This is a genomic window from Rhizobium sp. RHZ02, from assembly GCF_014851575.1.
GTDB lineage: Bacteria > Pseudomonadota > Alphaproteobacteria > Rhizobiales > Rhizobiaceae > Rhizobium > Rhizobium altiplani.
In genome coordinates this window covers 98,619-120,345 of record NZ_JACUZX010000003.1, presented here as the reverse complement: position 1 = coordinate 120,345, position 21,727 = coordinate 98,619, and the positions used below count along the sequence as shown (strand labels likewise).

Here is a 21,727-nt window from a genome sequence, read left to right as displayed (position 1 = left end):
AAGAGCAATGAAGGCTTTGTGGAAAGCGCTCTGCGCGGCTGCGATGGTCGGGATCAGCATTCTTCCTGCCCGGGCGGAAGAAAAGACGATCACCATGGGCACGATGTCATGGGAAGACCTGACGCCCATCACCGGTATCACCAAGAAGGTTCTCGAAGACGCCGGCTATACCGTCAAGGTGACCGAGTTCTCCGAATGGGGCATCGCCTATGCTGCTCTTGCCAAGGGCGACATCCAGGTTCTTACCTCGCAGACGGACTATGTCGCTCAGGATTACTGGAACAAGAACAAAAGCCGGCTGGAGAAGATCTCACCGGTTTCGCACGGTCTCTACCAGGGCATCGCCGTCCCGAAATACGTTCCGATCGACTCTCTGGAACAGCTCAATGAGAACGCCGACAAGTTTGGCGGCAAGATCATCGGCATCGAGCCGGGCGCCGGCCTGATGCGGGACTCCTCCAACGCCGTCAAGGACTACGACATCAAGTTGCAGCTTGTCGAAGGCAGCACGGCTGCAATGACGGCCGCACTCAAGTCGGCCTATGACCGCAAGGAGTGGATCGCCGTCACGATCTGGGAGCCGTCATGGATGGTCCAGAAATACGAGGTGAAGTATCTCAAGGATCCGAAGGGCGTCTTCCCGCCGCCGCAGAGCTACTACTGGATCGGCCAGAAAGGCTTTTCCGAAGAGAACCCTCACGCCCGTGAGGTCATGGCAAGCGTCTACGTTCCGATCGCCGACATCACCGCCATCAACGGCGAGGTCAAGGACGGCAAGACAATGGATCAGGCCGTCGAGGGCTGGATCGCAGCGCACGCTGACCTGATCAAGCGCTGGGAAAACATCAAGAAGAACTAGTTGCGCAGGGCCGTCCGATCCGGTCGGACGGCCTTTGAAGCCCAACGAGAAAAGCCAGCACCAATTGGCTCAAGGGGATCGCTATGAAAGCCGCAAATGCCGATACCAATGAAGTCCTGATTGACTGCCAATCCCTCTGGAAGGTCTTTGGAGACAAGTCCGCCGCCGCCATGAAATCGATCACCGAGCGCGGACTTGGCAAGAAGGGCGTGCTGAAGGAGTTCAACTGCGTCGTCGGCGTTTCCAACGCCAGCCTGCAGGTCCGGCGCGGCGAGATCTTCTGCATCATGGGCCTGTCAGGCAGTGGAAAGTCGACGCTCATCCGATTGCTCAACAAGCTGATCACGCCAAGCGCCGGAAAGGTGTTCGTAAAGGGCAAGGATATTGCCGCCTTGTCTCCGGGCGACCTCCGGCAGATGCGCGCCAAGAACATCGGCATGGTATTTCAAAGCGTTGCGCTGCTCCCGCACCGTACGGTGCTCGAAAATGCGGCCTTTGGGCTGGAAGTTCAGGGCATCCCCAAGCCCGAGCGCAACAAGACCGCCAAGGCTGCGCTGGAGACAGTCGGCCTGGCAGACTGGGTCGACCGTTACCCGAAGGAATTGTCCGGCGGCATGCAGCAACGCGTCGGACTTGCCCGCGCGCTTGCCTCAGATCCGGAAATCATCCTCATGGACGAGCCTTTCAGCGCGCTTGATCCGCTGATCCGTCGTCAGCTTCAGGACGAGTTTCGCCAACTCACAAAATCGCTCGGCAAGTCCGCCGTCTTCATCACCCATGACCTCGACGAAGCGATCCGCATCGGCGATCGCATCGCCATCATGAAGGACGGCGTCATTATCCAGACGGGTACCGCCGAGGAGATCATTCTCAATCCGGCGGATGACTATGTCGCCGAGTTCGTCGCAGGCATATCGCGACTTCACCTGATCAAGGCGCATTCGGTGATGCACAGTGTCAGCGAGTTTCAGCGCAGCGAGCCACACAACGACATCTCATCGCTGGTGCGAACCACGCCGGACGCCGACATCGACGAACTGATCACGTTGACCATGCAGACAGACCGCGACGCTATCGCCGTCGTCGACAACGATCAGGTTGTCGGTGTCGTCACGCCGCGCAGCCTCCTCATGGGCGTCAAGGGCACCTCCAACAGCGATCGCGTGGCCGCCTGATCGCAGAACGGGAGCTGAGTGACATGGACATATCAAGCTTCACAGACATCTTCGACGAATGGACAGACACCGCGCTCGAGTGGGTAAGCGAAAACGGAGAATCCCTCTTCGACTACGTCAGGTGGGTTCTTGAGGGCCTCTACGATGGGATCCTCTGGTTGCTGCAGCTTCCGCCATTCTACGTCGTCGCAATCGTGGTGGCGCTGGTGGGCTGGCGGCTGGTGAACGCCTGGTTTGCGATCCTCAGTGGCGCTGCGCTTCTCCTGTGCTTTTCCATGGGGCTCTGGTCCGAAACAATGAGCACCCTGGCACTGGTTCTCACGGCGACGGTGATTGCGCTCGCGGTCGGCATCCCTGTCGGGATACTGGCAGGCTTCTTTACGGCACTCGACCGGTTCATGGAACCGGGTCTGGACCTGATCCAGACGCTTCCGCCGTACATTTATCTCCTGCCTGCCATCGCGCTCTTGGGCTACGGCCCGGCGACAGCGCTTATCGCCACCATCGTGGTTGCCATGCCGCCGGCAATCCGGCTGACCTCGCTTGGTATCCGCATGACGCCAAGGGAGTTCATCGAGCTTGGTGAGGCAAGCGGAATGCGCCCGAGCCAGATGTTTTTCAAGATCCGCCTGCCATTTGCTCTTCCCAGCATCATGGCTGGCATCAACCAGAGCCTTATGATGGCGTTCGGCATGGTCGTCATCGCCGGTATCGTCGGCTCCGGAGGCCTTGGCGAAACGATCTATGGCGCGATCCGCACGCTCGACATTGCGACATCCATCAACGGGGCGATCGCCATCGTCGTTCTGACCATGGTCATCGACCGCATGACCCAAAGTGCGGGCCGGCTTGGCGCAGGGAGGCATTCATGAACCCTTCGATACTCAAGTTTTCGCCAGGGGCTTTCCTCGCTCCGGCGGTCGACTGGCTGAACACGAACCTGCATCCCTTGTTCGCTGCAATCAGCTATGTGGTGGAGGCAGTGTTGTCGGCAATCGAGGCAGCGCTCCTGTTCGTCCCGCCTTTCGCCCTTATTGCGATTGTCGTCGTCGCGGCCTTCCTTGCGGTCAATCTTCGCGCGGCCATCCTTGCCGGCCTGTGCCTCGGGTTTTGCCTGATCGTGGGGCTTTGGACGGCATCGATGCAGACCGTCGCACTGGTGACGGTCGCTGTCTTGATCTCCGTGCTCATCGCGTTTCCGATTGGCGTCCTCTGCTCGCGCTACAAGACCCTCGAAGCCTTCGTGCGTCCAGTCCTCGATGTGATGCAAACCGTGCCGCCGTGGGTCTATCTCATCCCCGCTGTGATGATCTTCAGCCTTGGGCGGGTGCCGGCCATCATCGCAACGATCGTCTACGGTATTCCGCCGATGCTGCGATTGACGACTTTGGCCTTCAACCAGGTGCCGCACGAATACGTCGAGCTTGGCAGCGCCATCGGAGCGCCCCCTCGTTCCGTGCTCTGGAAGATTGAGATTCCGCTCGCCAAGCAGACTCTGTTGGTCGGCCTCAACCAATGCATTCTTCTTTCCCTGGCCATGGTCGTTCTGGCGGGCCTGGTCGGGGCAGGTGGCCTTGGCGCCGAGGTGACGCGCGGTCTGACCCGGATGGAAATGGGACTGGGCTTGCGCGCGGGTCTCGCAATCGTGGCTGTTGCTCTCTTGCTCGATCGAGTGAGCCGTGGTCTTTTCGATCGCGACAGGGGACCTCGGGCGGCCTGACATGAAGGAGATTGAGATGCGACCAGAAGACTATCGGCAGGCAGGAGCCGTCGGCAAATCCGCCAGCCGACTGAAGGTTGGTTTTGTTCTTGCCCGGTCTTTCACGCTTTCGGCGTTCGCGCTCTTTGTCGATACGCTGCGGCTTGCCAGCGACGAGCATGATCGTTCCGGACGCGTGATGGCGGACTGGCAGGTGCTCGGAAGTACGAGGCATCTGATCGCCTCCAGCTGTGGTGTGCACGTGGCCCCGACGTCGGATTTCGTGGATCCGGCGAGGTTCGATTACATTGTGGTCGTTGGAGGACTTCTCACCGCGAGAGACCCGGTCGATCACGATACGATCAGGTTTCTCAAGCGTGCGGATGCCGCCAAAATCCCGTTGATCGGTCTCTGCACCGGATCGTTCATTCTTGCCGATGCGGGGCTGATGGCCGCCCACGAGACCTGCGTGAGCTGGCTTCACTACAGGGAGTTTCGCGAGCGCTTTCCCGATCTCGCCGTGCGGTCGGATCGGATATTCAATCTGGATCGGCAACGCGGCTCCTGTGCCGGTGGCAGCAGTGCAGCCGACATGGCGGCAACCCTGGTGCGGCGGTACATCAGCCGGGAGGCCGAGAGAAATGCCTTGGAGGTCCTCCAGATCGAGAAGGCGCGTTCCGCCGGCGATATTCAGCCCCGGCGCCCGCTACACGACGACTACGAAGATAACCGCGTCAAGGCTGCAATGATCCTGATGGAGCAGCATGTCGAGGGGGGCATGACCATTCCGAGGCTCGCGACGTCGGTTCGCCTGTCGCGGCGACAGCTCGAAAGACTGTTTTTGGAGAAGGCGGGGATGTCTCCCGCGAAAGCCTATACCCGCGTTCGGATGGAGAGGGCACGCGCGCTGCTTGTGCAATCGAAGGCCTCTCTGATCGAAATCGCGCTCGATGTTGGATACGAGAACGCCTCCCACTTCACCCGCACATTCAAACGCATATTCGGCCAGACGCCAACGCAACTTCGGGCCTCTGCACTGGGGTTTCAATAGATGCGCAAGGTCGGGACAATCAGCGAGTTGTGGCGCTACCCAGTCAGTTCCACCGCAGGCGAACTGATCGAGCAATGCGAGGTCACGGCGACCGGTGTCGTCGGCGATCGTCGGCTTGCGCTCGTTGATGTAGCGACGGGCGTCGTTGCTCATCCTGAGCGCGACAAGCGATGGCAGAAAGCGATCTTCATCAGATCGAGGACCATCTCGGATGGCACCGTGGAAATCAAGTTACCGGGCCACGACTGGCTGTCCGTCGATGCGCCGGGGTTGACGGAAGCTCTCACGGGGTTCTTCGAGTTCAAGGTAACTGTAATGCCATATGAACGCGCAAAGCCGGCGGATGATCGAACCAACTTCGCCATCGACCGGTATGACGTTTCGCCGCTTCACCTTCTGACAAGCGCGTCGGTCGACCATCTGAAGGCCATCCATCCCAACGGAGATCCTGACCGGCGCAGATTTCGCCCGAACATTTTTCTTGAAACCGAGCCGGATCTCTCCGGCTTCGCGGAATTGCAGTGGGTCGATGCACCTGTGAGTATAGGACATGTCCGTGCAACGGTGATTGCACCGACGAAACGATGCGGGTTTACGATCATCGCTCAGGACGGACTGGAGAACGATCCGGAAATCCTCCGAAATGTGATGAAGTTTGGAAACCGCAACATGGGCGTCTACTGCCGACCCAGCGAGCCAGGGGTTGTCCGTGTGGGAGATGCCGTTTTCATTTCCGCATGACCGTCCGGCTGCTTCCCTCAGCTTAAGGCCGTCATCCTCGTTGAACCTTTGAGCCGCCAGCGAAGGCCGAGATGACCGACCAACACTGAACGAGAAACGAGCAGAATGGAGACTTCGCCTTGCCGGGTGAGTAGTATTCAAGCTCGCACCCGTTTGCAGTCCTCGCCAAGGCCGTGGCCAGCGCCACGTTGACGTTGCAACGAGGCGCTGAGACCTGAGAAACATCAGCCAATTGCTACTGGCAAACGCGCATGCTCTCCATATGCCATCCACCATCGTAGGCATTCGGCACCCGCCGGTCTTCGAACCAGCAACGCGGCGGTGGTGGGGGCGGCGGATCGATGTAGCGCGGCCCGCTGTTGTTTACGATCGCGCCACCGATCAACCCACCGATGACGCCGGCAGCCAGACCACCGGCAATCGCGGCGCCATTGTTGTCGTGATGGTGATGGCGCCGCGGCGGATCGTCATAATGTGGCCTTCGCCATTCCTGGGCAGACGCAGGCGCGGCCATCGGCAATAGAGCGGCAACGCCGCAAGAGGCCATGACTGCCCAGGTAAGTATCGTTTTCATTGCAACTCCGATATCGGGTAGTGGATTTGAAAAATAGCTTAAGGTGGCCGGATCACACGCCAGCGACCTTATCCTGGTTCTTGGTGTCAAAGTCGGCGGCATCATGGCGCGCCTCAACAAGAGCCTAAACGGGAGTAAGGATAGCCAAATGTCGCCTGATGAGCCCTCAACCAGTCAAGCCTTCTTCAAACTACTTGCGCAAAGCTTTCTGCGTGCTGTCGGCCGACCGCTTGTTGAGCCAGGGCAGGGAGCCCAATGGCTCTACTTCGACGCCCCTTTTGTGGTCGTCGCTCACAATACCGAGCCGGATCCTCGGTTCATTTATGCAAATCTCACGGCACAGCGATGTTTCGGATACTCGTGGGACGAGTTTACGAAATTGCCTTCTCGATTATCTGCTGAAGCTCCGGATCGACTGGAGCGCCAGGCGCTTCTCGATGCAGTCGCACGGCAAGGATTTATCGCGAACTATCGCGGACTTAGAGTTCGCAAGTCCGGCGCGCATTTTTGGATGGAGGATGGGCTCGTCTGGGAACTGCGGTCAGAAGCCGGAATTCGGCTGGGGCAGGCTGCCACGTTCTCCAGCTGGACGGAAGCGTAAGCTGGGGGATATCGACGGCCTCGTCTTCAGGAATGTTGACCGAGAGACACCGATTTCCTGGAGCATACGATCAATCTCACCTGGCGACCGCTCCCGGGCGCCACAAGTCGAGCTGACCGGTGCTGCACGCGAGGCAATTCCGCGCGGCAGTGGACGTGGGCGAACCGCAATGACCTTTACGCATTCCTGTGGCCGCGACCTTTCTTGTCGCCTTCCTGGCCGCGGAATGCGCTGGACTTGCAGTTGGGGTTAGGCCGCCAATCGCAGAACCCCTTTCAGGAGCTTTCTTAGTGGGCTTCAATAGTTTGACAAACTTTGCCATCACAGGGTAGCCTGAGACCTCAAGGAGACTCTAATGGCAACCATGAATGTATCCCTGCCGGACCCGATGAAAGACTGGGTCGAAGCGCAAGCTAAGACCGGTCGATACTCGAACGCGAGTGACTACGTTCGAGACCTTATCCGCAGAGACCAGGCCCGGACTAACAAAATTGCGGAGATGCAACGTTTCGTCGATGACGGAATCAAAAGCGGCGTAGGAGGCCGTTCGAAGGACGAGTTGTTTTCCGCTGCCGTTGCGCGTGCCGAGATCACCCGCAGACGTGATTGATGCCATTCAGGCTCTCTGTTGAAGCGGAAGAGGATATCGTCTCGATCGCCGAACAAGGTATCCGCAACTTCGGATCCTTGGCCGCCAAACGATATCACGATGAGCTTTTTGATGTGCTCGATCTCATAGCCGCGAGTCCTCGAATGACGCGTGAGCGCCAGGAGATTTCGCCGCCTGTCAGAATCCATCCATTCAAGGCTCACCTGGTAATCTATCGGATCAACGATGATGGGAGCGTTCTCGTGATCCGTATCCGTCATGGTCACGAAGATTGGATTGGAGACTCCCTCTAACGCGCCGCAGTATCGCGATTTGCAACTAAGGCTTTGGACTTCCCGGCAGCAGAGTCCCCCAGCACGCAACTATAGGCTGCCGCCTCGACTTAGGTCGATCCGCTCCAACACTGATCAGGACGATCTTCCCAAAGGGACAGCCGGATAACATAGCCGAAGATTTGACTGTGTTGTTCTCAGTAGTGAAGAGTGCCTATCGGAAGCCAGCATCTGTTTCCTACAGTCGGACATATTGTGGATCCGCGTCTGATGAGGAGGCATTCGACACCATCGCACAATTTCTATTTGCTGACACGGAGGTTGGAGAGTGAATCGGCGATCTGCTTGAAGGCCGACTGAAGCGCGGCCGTTGTCGGCGAGTTGAAGTAGAAGGCGTTCTGGCTGGCGCAGCTGCTCAAAAGCTTTTGGGTGGTTTCGTCGGGCCCATTGAAGGCAATTGTGTAAATGATGATGCCGGAGTTCTTCATCGCCGTGCAGACCGAGGACAGACGGTCGTTGAGTTCCGTCACCGCGGCATCTTTGTCGGCCGTCCCGAGTTTTTTGTCGGCCAGCCAGCCATAAGCGCTGTAGACGTCTGGCGACATCGTGTTCTCGCCGTCGGTCATGATGACTGCCGCCTTGTTCATGTTCTTCGTGTAGTAGTCGAGCGGCAGGTTGTAGGTTGCCATGTCGCCGCCCCAGAGACCACGCCATTTCGGAGACAACATCCGCCAGCCCCACACGGCCCCGAAGTTGATGTGGGTGTTGCCCACCGCCTTCATCGCGGCGATGGCGGCAACCACCGTTGCTTTCTTGGGCGTCAGGCGCGTCACTTCGGCGGGGCAGTTCTTGTTGGGGCCGAGGGACGTGGTGAGAGTCTTGACGTATGTTTTTTTGCCATTCTGGTCGACGCTGATCCAGTTGTTATCCGTGCCGTCTCGCCAATAGTAGGGCGTGATCGGCTTGCTGGAGGGAACCGCGTCAGAAATGTCGTCGGCCTTTACGGCCTGCGCCTCGACGCAGCCACCCCATGAGCCACCCGTTGATGTCGATCCCCAATCGAGCGCGGCGATGGAGCCGGACTTCATCCAGCTGGTATGGCTCGTCCCGACATTGACCGACTGCGAGAACGGAACGATGCCGACATAGAGGTTCTTGGCAACTGCGTCGTCGCCATAGAGGATGTTCACCAGGGTGTTGGCCGCGGACTTGAGGCTCGTGAGCGGCGTTCCCTTCATGGAGCCGGTGTTGTCGAGAACAAGTGCCAGTTCAAGGCCATTGGTCGATCGTTCGATGACGCTTTCCGCGCTGGTGCTGATCGTCTGGACGCCGAGGATTTTCATCAACGTCGCGGGAGCGCTGGCCGATGCCTTGACGGTCAGTGTCTTGTTGTCCGAGCTAATGGTCCAGGTCAGGCTGTCGAGCGTCCCGCCGATCTCCCCATCGTTGAAATTGGCGACTGCAAACTTTCGCAGCTCGACGTCGATGGTGGCGGTGTCCAGCTTGGCGACGGTCGAAAGAGCGCCGGCGTCGATGGCGCGCTGAAGGCTCGAATGGAGAAGCATCAGGCGGGCCGCGTCGATGCCGAACCCCGTCGCCCCGATCAGCGCCAGGCTGACGATGCCGACGAAGGGGAGGACGGCACCTTCCTCGGCCTTGCGGAAGCGGGAGATCATGGACATCAACGACATTGGATCATCCTTCCTTTTGGACTAGCAACCGGGCGCGCTCGTGAGGCTTCCGAGACGGGGGCGGAAGACCGCCGTCTTGTAGAGCTGCGTCTCGACCGGCGTAAAATTGGAAAATAGCGGGGTGTAGCGATAGAAGACCTCGGCGACGATCACATTGTCGGTCGCATCGAGGGTGAGGTTGCCCGGAAGTGTGGCGGCCTTGGTGACAACACCGATCTTGCTCGTCTGGGCGTCAGAGCCGCCTTTGCACTGCCACGCAACGACCGGTGCAGCGCCGCCCGTGCGGGAAACCGACGTCAGGATCACGTAGCCGTTCTGCTTGAAGTCTTCGTTTCCCATGACCTCGGACGACACCGAAAAGATCGAAGTGATGTCCGACGACGTGATCGCTTCGTAGCGCGCAACCGCATCCGCTACCGTCGATGCCATCTGCGCTGTCTGGAAGTGCGAGCGGGCATAGAGGCTGATTTCGCTGCCGCCGCAGAGAAGCAGCAGCAGCACGGGCGTGATGATCGCCATTTCGATACCTGCGACGCCCTCCTCGTTTACCGCCAGCCGACGGGTTATGGAGGAGAGAACGCGCAAGGGCTTGGAGATCAGGTCAGTACGGCTCATTCTGCACCACCGCTGTTGCCGTCAGTTCGACGGTGCCGTCGTTGCCAACGAGCTGCTTGAGGACGGGAGTGTGGAAGGTCCATGGGTAGGTTACGGTGTAGAGGACGACTTGTGCCGTACCGCCGTAGCCGTTCGCCCCCTGGTCGATGTCGTAGACACCGTTTCCATTGACGTCGGTGAAGTTTTCGCCATCGTCGCGAACGCCGTTGCCGTTCTTGTCTGTGAATGGTTCGGGCTTTTTGAGAGCATCGAAGCCCTTGTAGGACAGGCTGGTGATGACGAGCTTGTCGGCATCCATGAATACGCCCGCCTGGTTGCGAATTTTCGCCTTTACGGTCGCATCCTGTGTCGAGTTTTCCGACACAAACCCCGTTCGGCCGGTCCTCGCGGCGTCATAGGTAGCGTTTTTGAGGACAATGTCGGCAGCAAAGGCAATACCGGACTCGACAATAGCGAATGTCAGGAAAATAAGAACGGGAGCGATGATTGCGAATTCGACTGCGGTCGCTCCGTCCACCGAGGTGCGGAAGCGCGTCAATACAAGTCCCCTCACGAAACACCCCATTCGCATCCATTCCGCGATCTTTTGGGTGTTCTAGCGCCGAAACATTCATGGGAATGTAACGCGATAGATAAAATTCTATGCAACTGTGCCTTTTATCAGCAATTGGCTACATTCCGGCCGAGCTGGAGGCGTTTGAGTATGGCGATCGGTTTCATGGAGAACTTCCCATGAAAATCCAAGCTCGTGCCCGGTATGCCCCCGAGGTATCCACAACGACCTCAAGCAGCGGGGTCGGGGGGCTGCCGGCCGTGCGCGTCCTTTGAGCTGCCTAGGCGTTTCATCCCTGGACGCCTCCGCGGGCGATCAGCGCAGCCCGGGCGGCAGCGAAGGAGTCTTGCAGCGCTTTGTGACCTTCGAGCCCGTCAAGGGCATAGCTATTGAGAAACTGGCGCCCGGCGAACAGCTTGCGGTCGACGGCACTCAGTTCGGCCTCATCGCAGGCGGCTTGCCAATGCTCGGCGATGGTCTTGATCTGGTGTTCGATCAGCGCGGCGGCTTCCGCCTCTTTCAGGTGATAGTCCGGCGCGGCGGCAAGGCAGGTGGCGAGCGTGCTGGCGCGGCTCTCGCCCTTGATCAGCATGGCCTGCGTGGCTTCGTTGCCGGTGCGGCCTTGCGGGCAGATATCATACGCCGGTGTCAGGGTCAGCTTCTTGCCGTCCCAGAACGCGGCATGGTTACGGGCATGGTCGTCGGTGTTGCCGCACAGCACGTTGAAGCAAATCCGCCCGTAAAGCTCCTTGAGGGTCTCCTTGGGATCGGTGAAGCGGTGGCGGATGAGTTCTGCAAGGTCTTCGTAGGAGGCATAGCGGGCCATCATCTCATCCAGGCCCAGCATGGTCAGGGCCGAGACCATGCCGTGGCGTATCCAGCCGTCCTTTGTGTGTGTGCGGTCGAAGCGCTCGATCAAGAGGACGTCTTTTTGTGCGGCGCGAGTCATGGAGACTGAAGCGGCGTTGAGACCGCATGCGGTCGCCAGCTTCATCCCGATGAACTCGGCCTTCACGACGCCGTAGGTGTCGTTGATCGCCGAGAATTTGGCGATGAACTTCTTCGTGTCGTCATCGATCAGAGCCTTGGGACGCGCGCCGCCGATCGAGGTGCCGTTATTGAAAGCCTGGTCGAGCGCCGGGGTAAGAGGGACGCCTCTTTCAACGAGTTCGGCCGCTTCGAGGAGTTCGGCGAGCGAAGCTTGCGCGGCAAGGCGGGGGACATACTCCGTAGCCGATGCCTGAAAATCGAGTGCACCAATCCTGTCGGGGCCTGACTGGAGCAGAAAGGTCAGTTCGCTGATCTCCGGTACGCCGGCAGCGTCGGACCTTTTGCCCGTCAGCCTGTTGATGATGACCCGGCGGCCCCAGGCGTCAGGCGAGGCGTCGCGAATACAGCTTGCCATCGACAGGCCGGTGATCGGGGCGATCGTGCCCTCCTGAAGCGGCAGTTCCGGCTCATAGAGGGAAATGGCGCTCTTACGGCGCCGGTAACTGGCGCCATAGGTGAAGAGCAGGCGATCGCCGTCCTGATCGAGGCGGCCCGCGACCACCGGTTCCGTCGCCCCCGGCAGCCAATTCCAGACAAAGGCTTCGGTAGTCTCCGCCTTAGAAGTCATCATCGACCTCCCTCACGGCGTGGCGGACGCTTTTGGGCAGCAGAGTCAGTTTTTCGTCGAGGCGGGCATTATGCATCTCTAGGGTGCGCTCGTCGTAGTCGAACAGGCGAACGCCGACGAGCGAAGCGACTTCGAAGACGATGCCGATCTCAGGGCCCGGCGCGCCCTTTTCAATGCTGGACAGCGTTGTACGGCTGATGCCGGCGCGGTCGGCCAGTTCCTGCGCGGTTAGGCAGCGTTTGGCGCGGGCGACGCGGATCAGCTTGCCAAGCATCGTGAGGGCCTGGCGCGTGACTCTAGAGTAGCTTCTCTGACGGGACACAGTTATGCCTGATTTGTTCATTTGAGTGGACATGAGAGCCTCTCACGTCCAGAATTCTGTACATTATGGCATTGGGCTGGCGTCTGGTCAAATTTTGTTCATTTGATTGGTCATAAAGGCAGTTCGTGCCCAGAATTTTGTACATAATAGGCGCCGAGCATGATTTGGTCGATGGACTTGATGGCCGACCGGGCACGGCTAACCCGTTGAGATGTCCGAGGACATGTTCATTGCAGCAGCAAAAAAGAAACGACGAGAAAATTGTCAGTCGCCAGGTTGCTGCAACAGGGTGGCAAGGTCATCTAAAACAGCTGTCGTTGCACTAGGCTTGTAGGGATAGTGCTCCCAGCACCACCATTGCGTCTCAATCGACTTCGATGAAGCATGGCCAAAACCGCCCCATGTCTCGCAGCCAGCAACGGAACACCAATGGTTCACGTGAATGGTTGCTGCTGCCGCGCTGCTGCGTCCGTCGATACTCACGGCGCGGCGATCCCAACAATGCGCAATGTCCAGCCAGCCTTTGGCGGTGAAATACCGATGGCTTGCGCTCTTCTGTCTGCCTCCCTCATTGCCATGGCCTTTGCCGTGCCGTGGTTCGCGGCCCAGACGGTGACCCTCATTTTACCGGCAGTGAACGTGAAGCGGCGAACCTTCTTTCTCCGTCCGGCAGCGAAGCCAGCTTTGAAACCACGCAGGAGTTCATCCATATTGTGAAGCGCTTTAAAATCGCTGGATTGCGCCGACCACCAGTCGTTAAAGGCTGTTTCCGTTTCAGTGGTCCGTTTTTGAACCCGCATTAGCATGCGAACCTCCGTCGCCGCGACGGCGCTCTTGCGGAGGATGCCAGTCGAACGGTCAGGTTAATTTGGTATGTTCGCATTTTGTTCCCTTGGTCGGTCTTAGTCAAGTTCGTCTCAGGGGAATTCAGAGCAGATCGATATTGATCACCTTCGGTCCTTTCCGGTTGGATCGGGCCCAGTCTTGAACGAGACATCCTGGCTCGGCCCCCCCGCAAGAGGGGAGGCAGCAGGGAATGATCGTTCTGGAGACTAGCTCGATACCGCTCGGAAGTGCATCAGCAGCGCATGTGCCCACAAACCCTCGCGAGCAATTTAGCTCGGCGCTTTTCACGCTGGCTGTCAGGAGGGGTAGACTGGCGGGAACTCGGTCTTTCTCTTGATCAAGAGGGCCCGGCACTTTGAACTCATTCGGTCTGGTTGGTGGGATCAGGGTGTATCCGGCCCGACAACGGCACCGGCACCGGCGCCCGTGACGCCGACAGTCAAGCTCGCAAACGCGATCTCACCATCGGTAATGTAATGGTTGACCTTTCCGGTGTTCAAACGAGAGCCAGATTGGTGCCGTGCGACCTCCCCGATTACTTGCTTTGCCCTCAGTTCATTGACTATGTAGTCGCGCTCGGCGTTCGTATCGGAATCGGTCTTGTGTGTGACTTGGAATGTCAGCCAAGTCAGAGAAAGCCCGGTATCTTTGGTGCCCGCCCCAACCCATAGGACGCGCTCCTCGGGCGATGGCCTGTCGGTATTCAACCAGAAGCTCGCCGTGCTCATGTCGTCCTCGGAATGGGCAAGACTAAGGGCCCAGAAACGGATGTGATGGCGCTTGCGGGGGCTATCGTCGATGGGCTCCTGGAATCCTATGTCCTGCCGTCTTCCAAAGAGATAGAAGGTGCTGAAAGGTGCGGTGGGATAGGCAGAGTTCATCAGGAAAGCGCGTATCATTCGCAACGTGCTTGCGATCCCCAAATGGTCGGCCGTGGTCCAGCCGGCCGTTGCAAAGGCCTCGCGGAGTTGTTGAAGATCGCCGATGAGGGCGAAATTTATAGGGTCGCCTGGCAGGCCATCCGCCGTGATCGTGTATCTGGGGATCAGCCCCCGATGAAGAACCTTCAGCGACAATCGGACCACGTTCGGAAGAATGACGTAAGCAGCCAGGCCATATGTGAGGCACACCGCAACGAGCCATGGAAACCTGTGGTCCGCAGTATCAAAAACAACGAAGACGATCAGCCAAACGCTGAGTACACCCAGACAGAAAACCAGAAACCTCCGGAAAAGGCGCGTCAGCAATCTCAAGACACGGGCTCCTCGTCTGGCGTCTGATGGGCTGGCAGTCGCCCTCGCTGTTCGTCGCGGGGATTTTAGCACCCGAGACTATGCAAATGATAGCGTCGCCCTCGCTCATTGTGGGCAATATCGAGCGGGCCGCATAGTGACGATTCCAGTTGCGTAAATGTATCCGGCCTCTCCCGAGAGGGCTGCTGTTGCAGCCAGGCCATGATGAGATCCGCGCACGCCGTTCCCATTAAATGTATGGTCCGTCAAACTGCGAGAGGGAGCAACCTCAGGAGCTGCTACCTTGGCCCTCAGTTCCGAGATGGGCTGTTGTACTTGGCATCCGATAATCAATATGATCGGTTATCAGGAGACGAAGGCCCAGCGGATATGGCTGGCGGCGATTTCGACAAGCCCGTTCCCAACGTGCGCTTTTAACAACCTTGTTCACCACAAAAGGCCTTCGGACGCGGTGCCGTGGTTGGCTTGCGCTGGAATCGGTCTGAGATTGCCGTAATGCGCCGCCTCACATCAGCCGCGCCTCCCAGCCGCAGCGGATCTCAGGTTGTCCAACAGAACGGCGAGCAGAAGGATCAATCCGCGCACGACATACTGATAAAAGGCCTGGATATTGAGGAGGTTCATCACGTTCTCTGCAATGCCCATAATCAGGACACCGACGATCACTCCGGTCATAGCTGCACGACCACCCGCGAGCGATACGCCACCCAGAACACAGGCCGAAATGACCGATAGTTCCAGCCCGGTTGCAGCATTCGGCTGACCCGATGTGATGCGCGACGCAAGCAGGACACCCGCCACGGCGCAAACGAGTCCCTGCAGCGAAAAAATCCAGATGCGCATTCTGGAGACATTGACACCCGCGAGACGCGACGCTTCCGGGTTGCCGCCGATCGCCAGCGTGTTCTTCCCGAAGACCGTCCGGTTCAGTACGAAGCCAAAGATCACGAAGAAGATCGCCATGACCCAGATCGGAGTTGGGATGCCCAAGAACTTCGAGAGTGCCAACTGGTAGAAGCCGGGATCGTTGATACCGACTGCGCGGCCATCGGATGCGATCAGCGCCAAACCGCGAACGATCTGCATCGTCGCCAGCGTGGTGATAAGGGCGTTGATCCGAAAACGGGCGATAACCACACCGTTCACGAGACCAACAGCACCACCACAGAGGAGCGCTGCTATAAGTCCAAGGACGATCGAACCGGTGGCGTTCGAGGCCATGACGGCTATCATCCCCGAGAACGCGACGGTCGATCCGACCGAAAGATCGAAATCGCGGGATGCAAGGCAAAACATCATGGTGCAGGCGACAATGCCGATCGTGACGACCGACTGCAGCAGCCCAAGCATGTTTCGCTCGGTGAGGAAGTTTGGAACCGTTGCTGCCACGATGGCGAAAGCGATGGCAAAAATAACGACGAGGCCTTGCTCGCCGAGTAGGAGTTTTTTCAAAGACGTCATCGCTACTGGACCTGCTGGTTGGGGAGTTCGCTGGCATTGGCCACATCGGGGAGGGCGGCGGCGAGAATTCGCCGCTCATCGAAGTCGTCGCGCTCGATATCTGCTGCGACGCGACCCTGGCACATCACGACGATGCGGTCGGTGATGCCCATCACTTCCGGCAATTCGCTTGAGACAACGACTATTGCCATGCCCTGTGCAGCAAGCTCGTAGAGAATTTCATAGATTTCAGACTTCGCACCGACGTCGATACCGCGCGTTGGTTCGTCAATGATCAGAACCTTCACGCCCTGTTCGGACAGCCAGCGTCCAAGGATCACCTTCTGCTGATTGCCGCCGGACAGGTTGACGATGTCCTGCTTCCTGGACGGCGTGCGTACACGCAGCTTGGCAATGAACTGCTCGGCGAGTTCGGCTTCCTTCTTGGGCTGAAGGATCCCGAACGGCGAGAAGTGCCGGCGAGAGGAGATCGCCATGTTCTCTTCGATACTGCGGCCTTGCACAATGCCGTCGAACTTCCGATCCTCCGGGCACAGAACAATTCCCCCGCGAATTGCGTGCGGAGGGCTGTCTGCCACTACCTCTACGTCGTCGACACTGACCGTGCCTTGCGAGCGTGTGTCCGCGCCGTAAACCAGACGCGTCATCTCACTGCGGCCCGCGCCGATCAGGCCGAAGAACCCGAGAATTTCTCCTTGGCGAACCGTAAAGCTCATTGGCGTGCGGAGTTTGCGGCCTGCAATGTCCTTGACCTCAAGACGGACGTCGCCGAGCTCGCGCGGCCGGTATCCCCAGATGTTGGATATCTCGCGCCCGACCATTTCCGAGATAATCTGCTCGCGGGTAACAGCGGTGATGTCCGCGTGATGCGCTGCAAGCTTGCCGTCACGAAGGACCGTTAGGCTGTCGCAAAGACGGAATATCTCGTCGAGGCGGTGCGATACGTAAAGGATGACCTTGCCCTGAGAACGTAGGCGTTCGATCAGGGAGAACAGAATTTCGCTCTCCCGCGAGGACAGCGACGACGTCGGCTCATCGAGTGCGATCACGCGAGCATCCGCCATCACGGCTTTCGCGATTTCCACCATCTGGCGTTCGCCGATCGATAGCGAGGCCACCTTGGCACTGGGCTCGATCTCAATCCCGATCTCGCTGAGCTTTTCTCGAACGACGTTCGTAAGGCGGCTGCGGTCGATGACCCCGGCCTTCGCGGGAAAGCGCCCGAGCCAGAGATTTTCCGCTACTGTCAGTTCGGGGACGAGCTGCAGTTCCTGGTGAATGACAATAACGCCCGCATCGAAGGCATCACGAACCGAGCGATAGTGCTGGGTCGAGCCATCGATCGAGATTTCGCCGGTATCGGCGGATTGGTCACCTGAGAGAACGCGGATGAGCGTTGACTTGCCAGCTCCGTTTTCGCCCATCAGGCCGTGGACCGCTCCCTTCTTTACAGAGAACGAAACATCGGCGAGCGCCTGCACGCCGGGATATCCCTTGGATATCGCTTTGAATTCGAGAAAATCCTGCATGACAGCATCCCATGAGAAGGTCCGGCGACAGAAAGCCGCCGGACTGAATTCATCTTAGAAGCTGATCATTCGATACCCAGTTCCTTGCGGACTACCTCGTAGTTGTCGCGCAGCGCGAGCTGGCCAGCCGTCAGGATCAGCTTCTCAGGTTCTTTGCCGTTGGCTACCCACTCATACATGTTGAGTGCGGTTTCGTAGCCATGGCGCTTCGGCGAGATGATCACAGTGCCGAAGAAGCCCGTTGCCGTCGGCTTCTTGAACTCGTTGATTGCCGAGTCCGCACCGCCGATGCCGACGCCGATCATGCTGTCGGCGGGGATGCCAACCGTTTCGGTTGCGCGAACAGCACCAAGCACGGCTTCGTCATTGAGGCCGACTGCGACCCACTTCTTGATACCAGCGTTCTTGTTGAGCACGACCGTGGCTGCGTTGAGGGCGGCTTCCGTGTCGGTCTTGGCCTGAGGGGCGTCGAAGATGTTGGTTTCCGGGAACCCGGCAGCCTTGAGCACAGAGAGGGCACCGTTCACACGGTCAACGGCAGTCGGAAGCTGGTCGTAGGAGACGCGGATTACGCCCACTTCCTTCACGTCCCAGCCACGCTTCTTGACCTCGTCGGCGATCGTCTGGCCAACGGCCTCACCGATCTTGGTCGCCGAGATACCCATGTGAGGCACGTCCTCAAGCGGGCTGCCATCGGCGTTTACCAGGCGGTCGTCGACGGTCATGATCTTGAGGTCATTGGCCGCGGCCTTGGCTACGATGCCTGGTCCAAGCTTGACGTCAGGAGTGCAGATGATGAAGCCCTGAGCACCCTGTGCTCCCAGGTTGTCGATGGCCGACTGAACTTTCTCACCGTCTTCCGCACCGATCTTGACGAGCGTGAAGCCCTTTTCCTTGGCTGCTACGTCGGCGAACTTCCATTCGTCCTGGAACCACGGCTCTTCGGGCTGCTTGACGATGAAGCCAATCTTGACGTCAGCCGCGAAAGCCGAACTTGCGGCCATCAGGGCCACGGTCCCGAACAAAACTGCTGCACGAAAAATGCGCATTTCTCTCTCCCTCCTGGTGGAAACACTATGCCTCCCTGGCATGTAGATGAACTATTTCAATTTATCATACCAGTCAATTGCTATTGTATGAAAAATTGGCTACATGCCTTGGTAGCGGGCGGAATGCCGCGTCGATGTGCCATAGAACCGCGTTTGAGCTGACTTCGACGCGCTGAGGAGAGTACGGATGAAGATTACAAAGCTGACGACATACATGGTCCCGCCGCGCTGGTTGTTTTTGAAGATCGAGACCGACGAGGGCATTGTCGGTTGGGGTGAACCGGTCGTCGAAGGGCGTGCTCTAACCGTCGAGGCGGCAGTGCATGAGCTGGCAGACTACCTCATCGGCAAGGACCCGTTCCTGATCGAGGACCACTGGACGGTGATGTACCGCGGCGGCTTCTATCGCGGCGGAGCCATCCACATGTCGGCGCTTGCGGGAATCGATCAGGCGCTCTGGGACATCAAGGGCAAGGCGTTGGGGCAGCCGATCCATTCGCTGCTCGGCGGCCAGGTACGCGATAGGATCAAGGTCTACTCCTGGATTGGTGGGGACCGCCCGGCAGATGTTGCAGCAAATGCCAGGGACGTCGTCGCTCGCGGGTTCAAAGCGATCAAGCTCAATGGCTGCGAAGAGATGCAGATCGTCGATACGAACGAGAAAATCGACAAGGCTGTCCAGACAATCGCGACAATCCGGGAAGCAATCGGCCCGCACATCGGAATCGGTGTGGATTTCCATGGTCGCGTTCACAAGCCGATGGCAAAGGTTCTTGCCAAGGAACTGGAACCCTACAAACTTATGTTTATTGAAGAGCCCGTGCTCTCCGAGCATCGCGAGACGCTGAAGGAAATCGCCAACCATTGCTCGACCCCGATCGCGCTTGGGGAACGTCTCTATTCGCGCTGGGACTTCAAGTCCGTGCTGGCGGACGGGTATGTCGATATCATACAGCCGGACCTCAGCCACGCTGGCGGTATCACAGAGTGTAGAAAGATCGCCGCGATGGCAGAAGCCTATGATGTCGCCGTCGCGCCACATTGCCCGCTCGGTCCAATCGCTCTTGCTGCATGCCTCCAGGTCGATGCTGTCAGCTACAACGCTTTCATCCAGGAGCAGAGCCTGGGTATCCATTACAACACGGGCAACGATATTCTGGATTACATCTCCAACAAGGAGGTGTTCCATTATGCCGACGGTTTCGTCAGCATTCCGCAAGGCCCAGGTTTGGGTGTCGAGGTGAACGAAGAGTACGTGATCGAGCGTGCCGAGGAAGGTCATCGCTGGCGCAATCCCATCTGGCGTCACGAAGACGGCAGCTTTGCCGAGTGGTGATCGTGCGCATCTCTCAAGTCCAGGTGAGGACACTTCTTGATCGACGGTTTTGGATCAAGGTCCAGAGGGCTAAGCCGTGACACTTGTGGATATCAGCTCAGGGTCACTTTCGCTTCGGGTAAGCACCCATGGGGGATCGATCCTTGGCCTGTGGAAGCAGGGCGACGGCCGGAGAGTACCGCTGCTCAGACCTGCACCCAACGTCGATGCAGGCGCACCCGAAGCGTCCTGCTTTCCGCTTGTCCCCTTCGGTAATCGCGTTAGGGGCAACAGGTTTGTCTTCGACAGAGCTGTGTTTACCCTTAGCCCGAATACCGAATGGGACCCTCACTACCTCCACGGAGACGGTTGGCTCGCTGACTGGCACCTCGGCGGGCAGACCGACAGGTCAATCGAGATGAGCTTCGAGCACAGGGGCGGGCACACGCCCTATGAGTATCTGGCGAGCCAGTGCTTTACGATCGACGACGACAGCCTGACAATCGCGATGACGGTTGAAAATCGCGGTCGTCAAAGATTGCCATTCGGTCTCGGCTGGCATCCATATTATCCGCTGACGCCCCAGACCACACTTGAAGCCTGCGCCGAGGCATTCTGGACGGAGGTCGAGGGATGGCTGCCGGGGGAGCGGACGAGCATACCAGCGGATCTGGACTTCAGCCGAGCCATCGGTCTGCCTCATCGATGGGTCAACAACGGATTTGAGAACTGGAATGGCCACGCGAGAATCTCGTGGCCCGAGCATGGCATCTCTCTCAGTATGGAGGCTGATCCGATACTTCGGCACGCTGTCCTTTTTCTGTCGGACACGACCTTCGATCCCGGGTTCAAGCGGGATTATTTCTGCTTCGAGCCCATGTCTCACCTGGCGAACGGGCACAATTTACCGGCCTTGGTGGGCTTACGGTTCTCGCACCGGGCGAGTCGCTTATGGGAGGTTTCCGATTGCGGGTCGAGACAAGCTGACGGATGGCATACGATACCGGCATACAACGGTTGCCGCACATCAGGTGTGAACCGGATGGCGGCATCACAGGATAGTCGGAGGAGTAAACACTTATGTCGAAGCGGCTGTCAGGCAAGCGCATCATGATAACGGGCGCGGCACAGGGCATTGGCCTTGCCATTGCCAAAGGATTTGTCCGGGAAGACGCAAGCCTGCTTCTCATCGACCGCGACAAGGCTCTCCTGAACGCCGAGGCATTGAAGCTGCGAGAAGAGGGCTATCGAGTGATAGCACACGCGGTGGACATCACGGATGCCGCCGCGATCAGACAGGCTGTCAGCCAAGCTTCCGACGATTTTGGCCAGATAAACGCATTGGTGAACAATGCCGGGGTCAATGTTTTCTCGGAGCCGCTGGAAACGACAGACGACGAATGGAACCGTTGCTTCGACATCAACCTGAAAGGGGCGTGGAACTGCTCGAAGGCGGTTTTACCCGGACTGATCGAGCAGGGGGGTGGGGTGATCCTCAACATCGCGTCCACCCATGCCTTCACGATCATTCCACATACGTTTCCATACCCCCTGGCCAAGCACGCGCTTCTCGGCATGACGAAGTCGCTGGGACTGGAATACGCGGCGAAGAGCGTTCGCGTGAATGCGCTGGCTCCTGGCTATGTCGCCACGCAGAAGGTTATCGACTACTGGAATAGCTTTCCCGATCCGGAGGCTGCGAAGGCCGAGACGATGAAGCTTCATCCCGGCGGAAGAATTGCATCTCCTGAAGAGATTGCAATGGCGGCGGTTTTTATGATCTCCGACGAGTGCCCGTTCATGAACGCTACCTGCCTGACCGTAGATGGGGGATTGAGTGTCCAGCAGCATCCGGCGTGAGTCCCCGCAGTCAGGCTTGTCCGATGAATTTAT

General features: G+C 58.5%; 23 protein-coding genes. 12 read left to right on the top strand and 11 right to left on the bottom strand.

The features are described from left to right. Positions 1-7 precede the first annotated feature (7 nt). The 6 genes from IB244_RS06155 to IB244_RS06130 all read left to right on the top strand — a co-directional run bounded on the left by IB244_RS06155 (position 8) and on the right by IB244_RS06130 (position 5,525). Positions 8-859, top strand: a complete 852-nt coding sequence (locus IB244_RS06155) for a glycine betaine ABC transporter substrate-binding protein (RefSeq protein WP_062368316.1) — start codon at positions 8-10, stop codon at positions 857-859. 83 nt (positions 860-942) lie between these two features. Then, positions 943-2,034, top strand: coding sequence for a glycine betaine/L-proline ABC transporter ATP-binding protein (locus IB244_RS06150; protein ID WP_192303463.1), 1,092 nt, complete (start codon positions 943-945; stop codon positions 2,032-2,034). Positions 2,035-2,057: 23 nt separating this feature from the next. Then, positions 2,058-2,906, top strand: coding sequence for an ABC transporter permease (locus IB244_RS06145; protein ID WP_192303461.1), 849 nt, complete (start codon positions 2,058-2,060; stop codon positions 2,904-2,906). Then, positions 2,903-3,754, top strand: a complete 852-nt coding sequence (locus IB244_RS06140; protein ID WP_192303459.1) for an ABC transporter permease — start codon at positions 2,903-2,905, stop codon at positions 3,752-3,754. The genes IB244_RS06145 and IB244_RS06140 overlap by 4 nt, the downstream gene beginning before the upstream one ends. Positions 3,755-3,770: 16 nt before the next feature. Continuing rightward, a complete protein-coding gene (locus IB244_RS06135; RefSeq protein ID WP_192303457.1) occupies positions 3,771-4,784 on the top strand; it encodes a GlxA family transcriptional regulator in 1,014 nt (337 codons plus the stop codon). Then, positions 4,785-5,525: an MOSC domain-containing protein gene (locus IB244_RS06130; RefSeq protein ID WP_192303455.1), complete on the top strand. Its 741-nt coding sequence runs from the start codon at positions 4,785-4,787 to the stop codon at positions 5,523-5,525. It abuts the gene before it with no gap. Between the two features lie 235 nt (positions 5,526-5,760). Here IB244_RS06130 and IB244_RS06125 read toward each other — a convergent pair whose 3' ends face one another. Then, complete coding sequence (locus tag IB244_RS06125) at positions 5,761-6,099, bottom strand: hypothetical protein (RefSeq protein ID WP_192303453.1); 339 nt, start codon at positions 6,097-6,099, stop codon at positions 5,761-5,763. A gap of 148 nt (positions 6,100-6,247) precedes the next feature. Between IB244_RS06125 and IB244_RS06120 the strand changes: the two genes are divergently transcribed. From IB244_RS06120 to IB244_RS06110, 3 genes are all read left to right on the top strand, one after another. Then, positions 6,248-6,700 (top strand): MEKHLA domain-containing protein, encoded by a 453-nt coding sequence (locus IB244_RS06120; RefSeq protein ID WP_192303809.1) that lies wholly within the window; start codon positions 6,248-6,250, stop codon positions 6,698-6,700. A gap of 355 nt (positions 6,701-7,055) precedes the next feature. Next, positions 7,056-7,310, top strand: a complete 255-nt coding sequence (locus IB244_RS06115) for a type II toxin-antitoxin system ParD family antitoxin (protein ID WP_025660847.1) — start codon at positions 7,056-7,058, stop codon at positions 7,308-7,310. Continuing rightward, positions 7,310-7,603 carry a type II toxin-antitoxin system RelE/ParE family toxin gene (locus IB244_RS06110; protein ID WP_169680406.1) on the top strand — a complete coding sequence of 98 codons (294 nt, stop codon included), beginning with the start codon at positions 7,310-7,312 and terminating at the stop codon, positions 7,601-7,603. The genes IB244_RS06115 and IB244_RS06110 overlap by 1 nt, the downstream gene beginning before the upstream one ends. Positions 7,604-7,884: 281 nt before the next feature. On the opposite strand, the gene IB244_RS06105 is transcribed toward IB244_RS06110, so the two are convergent. The 10 genes from IB244_RS06105 to IB244_RS06060 all read right to left on the bottom strand — a co-directional run bounded on the left by IB244_RS06105 (position 7,885) and on the right by IB244_RS06060 (position 18,519). Next, positions 7,885-9,273, bottom strand: a complete 1,389-nt coding sequence (locus IB244_RS06105) for a Tad domain-containing protein (protein WP_169680404.1) — start codon at positions 9,271-9,273, stop codon at positions 7,885-7,887. A 21-nt stretch (positions 9,274-9,294) separates the two neighbouring features. Beyond that, positions 9,295-9,888: a TadE/TadG family type IV pilus assembly protein gene (locus IB244_RS06100; RefSeq protein ID WP_169680402.1), complete on the bottom strand. Its 594-nt coding sequence runs from the start codon at positions 9,886-9,888 to the stop codon at positions 9,295-9,297. After that, entirely contained in the window at positions 9,875-10,441 is a 567-nt protein-coding gene (locus IB244_RS06095) for a pilus assembly protein (RefSeq protein WP_312867213.1), read from the bottom strand. Before IB244_RS06095 ends, IB244_RS06100 begins: the two co-directional genes overlap by 14 nt. Before the next feature lie 289 nt (positions 10,442-10,730). Beyond that, positions 10,731-12,059, bottom strand: coding sequence for a type II toxin-antitoxin system HipA family toxin (locus tag IB244_RS06090; protein ID WP_169680400.1), 1,329 nt, complete (start codon positions 12,057-12,059; stop codon positions 10,731-10,733). Then, complete coding sequence (locus IB244_RS06085) at positions 12,049-12,333, bottom strand: helix-turn-helix transcriptional regulator (RefSeq protein ID WP_169680398.1); 285 nt, start codon at positions 12,331-12,333, stop codon at positions 12,049-12,051. The genes IB244_RS06090 and IB244_RS06085 overlap by 11 nt, the downstream gene beginning before the upstream one ends. 527 nt (positions 12,334-12,860) lie before the next feature. Further along, on the bottom strand, positions 12,861-13,187 hold the full coding sequence (locus IB244_RS06080; RefSeq protein ID WP_192303451.1) for a hypothetical protein: 327 nt from the start codon (positions 13,185-13,187) through the stop codon (positions 12,861-12,863). Between the two features lie 423 nt (positions 13,188-13,610). Then, positions 13,611-14,480 carry an LssY C-terminal domain-containing protein gene (locus IB244_RS06075; RefSeq protein ID WP_192303449.1) on the bottom strand — a complete coding sequence of 290 codons (870 nt, stop codon included), beginning with the start codon at positions 14,478-14,480 and terminating at the stop codon, positions 13,611-13,613. Between the two features lie 510 nt (positions 14,481-14,990). Then, a complete protein-coding gene (gene araH, locus IB244_RS06070; protein WP_192303447.1) occupies positions 14,991-15,941 on the bottom strand; it encodes an L-arabinose ABC transporter permease AraH in 951 nt (316 codons plus the stop codon). Positions 15,942-15,943: 2 nt separating this feature from the next. After that, the gene (gene araG / locus IB244_RS06065; protein ID WP_192303445.1) at positions 15,944-17,470 is read right to left on the bottom strand and encodes an L-arabinose ABC transporter ATP-binding protein AraG; all 1,527 of its coding nucleotides are present in this window, start codon (positions 17,468-17,470) and stop codon (positions 15,944-15,946) included. A 65-nt stretch (positions 17,471-17,535) separates the two neighbouring features. Beyond that, positions 17,536-18,519 (bottom strand): arabinose ABC transporter substrate-binding protein, encoded by a 984-nt coding sequence (locus IB244_RS06060; RefSeq protein WP_025660836.1) that lies wholly within the window; start codon positions 18,517-18,519, stop codon positions 17,536-17,538. Positions 18,520-18,706: 187 nt separating this feature from the next. Between IB244_RS06060 and dgoD the strand changes: the two genes are divergently transcribed. From dgoD to IB244_RS06045, 3 genes are all read left to right on the top strand, one after another. Beyond that, positions 18,707-19,855, top strand: a complete 1,149-nt coding sequence (dgoD, locus tag IB244_RS06055; protein ID WP_192303442.1) for a galactonate dehydratase — start codon at positions 18,707-18,709, stop codon at positions 19,853-19,855. Between the two features lie 76 nt (positions 19,856-19,931). After that, positions 19,932-20,948 carry an aldose 1-epimerase gene (locus tag IB244_RS06050; RefSeq protein ID WP_192303440.1) on the top strand — a complete coding sequence of 339 codons (1,017 nt, stop codon included), beginning with the start codon at positions 19,932-19,934 and terminating at the stop codon, positions 20,946-20,948. Then, positions 20,915-21,694 carry an SDR family oxidoreductase gene (locus IB244_RS06045; RefSeq protein ID WP_192303438.1) on the top strand — a complete coding sequence of 260 codons (780 nt, stop codon included), beginning with the start codon at positions 20,915-20,917 and terminating at the stop codon, positions 21,692-21,694. The genes IB244_RS06050 and IB244_RS06045 overlap by 34 nt, the downstream gene beginning before the upstream one ends. Positions 21,695-21,727: the final 33 nt, after the last annotated feature.

What these genes read in the sequence shown, in the direction of transcription:
- IB244_RS06090 (WP_169680400.1), bottom strand. Translation starts at nt 12,059, where the DNA reads ATGACTTCTAAGGCGGAGACTACCGAAGCCTTTGTCTGGAATTGGCTG.
- IB244_RS06080 (WP_192303451.1), bottom strand. Translation starts at nt 13,187, where the DNA reads ATGCTAATGCGGGTTCAAAAACGGACCACTGAAACGGAAACAGCCTTT.
- IB244_RS06150 (WP_192303463.1), top strand. Translation starts at nt 943, where the DNA reads ATGAAAGCCGCAAATGCCGATACCAATGAAGTCCTGATTGACTGCCAA.
- IB244_RS06085 (WP_169680398.1), bottom strand. Translation starts at nt 12,333, where the DNA reads ATGCTTGGCAAGCTGATCCGCGTCGCCCGCGCCAAACGCTGCCTAACC.
- IB244_RS06125 (WP_192303453.1), bottom strand. Translation starts at nt 6,099, where the DNA reads ATGAAAACGATACTTACCTGGGCAGTCATGGCCTCTTGCGGCGTTGCC.
- dgoD (WP_192303442.1), top strand. Translation starts at nt 18,707, where the DNA reads ATGAAGATTACAAAGCTGACGACATACATGGTCCCGCCGCGCTGGTTG.
- IB244_RS06110 (WP_169680406.1), top strand. Translation starts at nt 7,310, where the DNA reads ATGCCATTCAGGCTCTCTGTTGAAGCGGAAGAGGATATCGTCTCGATC.
- IB244_RS06145 (WP_192303461.1), top strand. Translation starts at nt 2,058, where the DNA reads ATGGACATATCAAGCTTCACAGACATCTTCGACGAATGGACAGACACC.
- araG (WP_192303445.1), bottom strand. Translation starts at nt 17,470, where the DNA reads ATGCAGGATTTTCTCGAATTCAAAGCGATATCCAAGGGATATCCCGGC.
- IB244_RS06155 (WP_062368316.1), top strand. Translation starts at nt 8, where the DNA reads ATGAAGGCTTTGTGGAAAGCGCTCTGCGCGGCTGCGATGGTCGGGATC.
- IB244_RS06115 (WP_025660847.1), top strand. Translation starts at nt 7,056, where the DNA reads ATGGCAACCATGAATGTATCCCTGCCGGACCCGATGAAAGACTGGGTC.
- IB244_RS06060 (WP_025660836.1), bottom strand. Translation starts at nt 18,519, where the DNA reads ATGCGCATTTTTCGTGCAGCAGTTTTGTTCGGGACCGTGGCCCTGATG.
- IB244_RS06120 (WP_192303809.1), top strand. Translation starts at nt 6,248, where the DNA reads ATGTCGCCTGATGAGCCCTCAACCAGTCAAGCCTTCTTCAAACTACTT.
- IB244_RS06105 (WP_169680404.1), bottom strand. Translation starts at nt 9,273, where the DNA reads ATGTCGTTGATGTCCATGATCTCCCGCTTCCGCAAGGCCGAGGAAGGT.
- IB244_RS06130 (WP_192303455.1), top strand. Translation starts at nt 4,785, where the DNA reads ATGCGCAAGGTCGGGACAATCAGCGAGTTGTGGCGCTACCCAGTCAGT.
- IB244_RS06140 (WP_192303459.1), top strand. Translation starts at nt 2,903, where the DNA reads ATGAACCCTTCGATACTCAAGTTTTCGCCAGGGGCTTTCCTCGCTCCG.
- IB244_RS06045 (WP_192303438.1), top strand. Translation starts at nt 20,915, where the DNA reads ATGTCGAAGCGGCTGTCAGGCAAGCGCATCATGATAACGGGCGCGGCA.
- araH (WP_192303447.1), bottom strand. Translation starts at nt 15,941, where the DNA reads ATGACGTCTTTGAAAAAACTCCTACTCGGCGAGCAAGGCCTCGTCGTT.
- IB244_RS06135 (WP_192303457.1), top strand. Translation starts at nt 3,771, where the DNA reads ATGCGACCAGAAGACTATCGGCAGGCAGGAGCCGTCGGCAAATCCGCC.
- IB244_RS06100 (WP_169680402.1), bottom strand. Translation starts at nt 9,888, where the DNA reads ATGAGCCGTACTGACCTGATCTCCAAGCCCTTGCGCGTTCTCTCCTCC.